The sequence below is a fragment of the Xenorhabdus entomophaga genome (assembly GCF_037996725.1).
GTDB classification, from domain to species: Bacteria; Pseudomonadota; Gammaproteobacteria; order Enterobacterales; family Enterobacteriaceae; genus Xenorhabdus; species Xenorhabdus khoisanae.
Genome location: NZ_JBBMXH010000309.1, coordinates 1 through 621 on the forward strand (window position 1 = coordinate 1; position 621 = coordinate 621).

At 32.9% G+C, this 621-nt stretch carries 1 pseudogene; it reads left to right on the top strand.

The window, feature by feature from the left end:
* A pseudogene (locus tag AAC854_RS24510) lies at window positions 1–94 on the top strand (IS982 family transposase); the annotation flags it as partial.
* Window positions 95–621 lie beyond the last annotated feature (527 nt).

The following is a 621-nucleotide window of genomic DNA, read 5'->3' on the forward strand; positions in this document are numbered from 1 at the left end:
ACTGCTTTCTCATACGTTGGGCATTTTTGCCAATTTTAAACAAGGTAAAAGTCAACGCGACTGGCTTCAACAAGCCAACGTCATAGGATGTTAAAGTCGAGCATCGCGTAACATGTTACTTTTAGAGTAAGAGATCTTAATATAAATAAGAAAGTATTGGACGAACAATGAAAATAAGATATCGCTATTATTCACTTTAATTTTATGTGAATTTTACATTAAGAACAGTGGATTCTATATGGTTGTCTTTATTTCCCAATCTATACTTCGAGTGATTTTATTTAATTATCACAGAGTGCATGCAGATGAACTTACTGTTTTTATTGTCACTTTTGTTTGTGATTAAAGTGGTAACCTGAAAGAATAACCATTAAAGTCGCTCTCATTATTTATCGCGATAAGTAAAAATCAAACAACACGAAGACAAAATAATACTAATATCATGAGCAACTAATGAGAACAGAGCACGTTAACCAGGCTGTCAGGCAGGTTTATCCATCAGATTTACAGCCCTTCATATACAGGATCTTAATAATTAAGTCTTTCAAAACATGCATTCAATGTCTTGTTTTTACATGATTTTCTTTGTGGTGTTTTGAAGGCATTTTGACCTAAGTACTC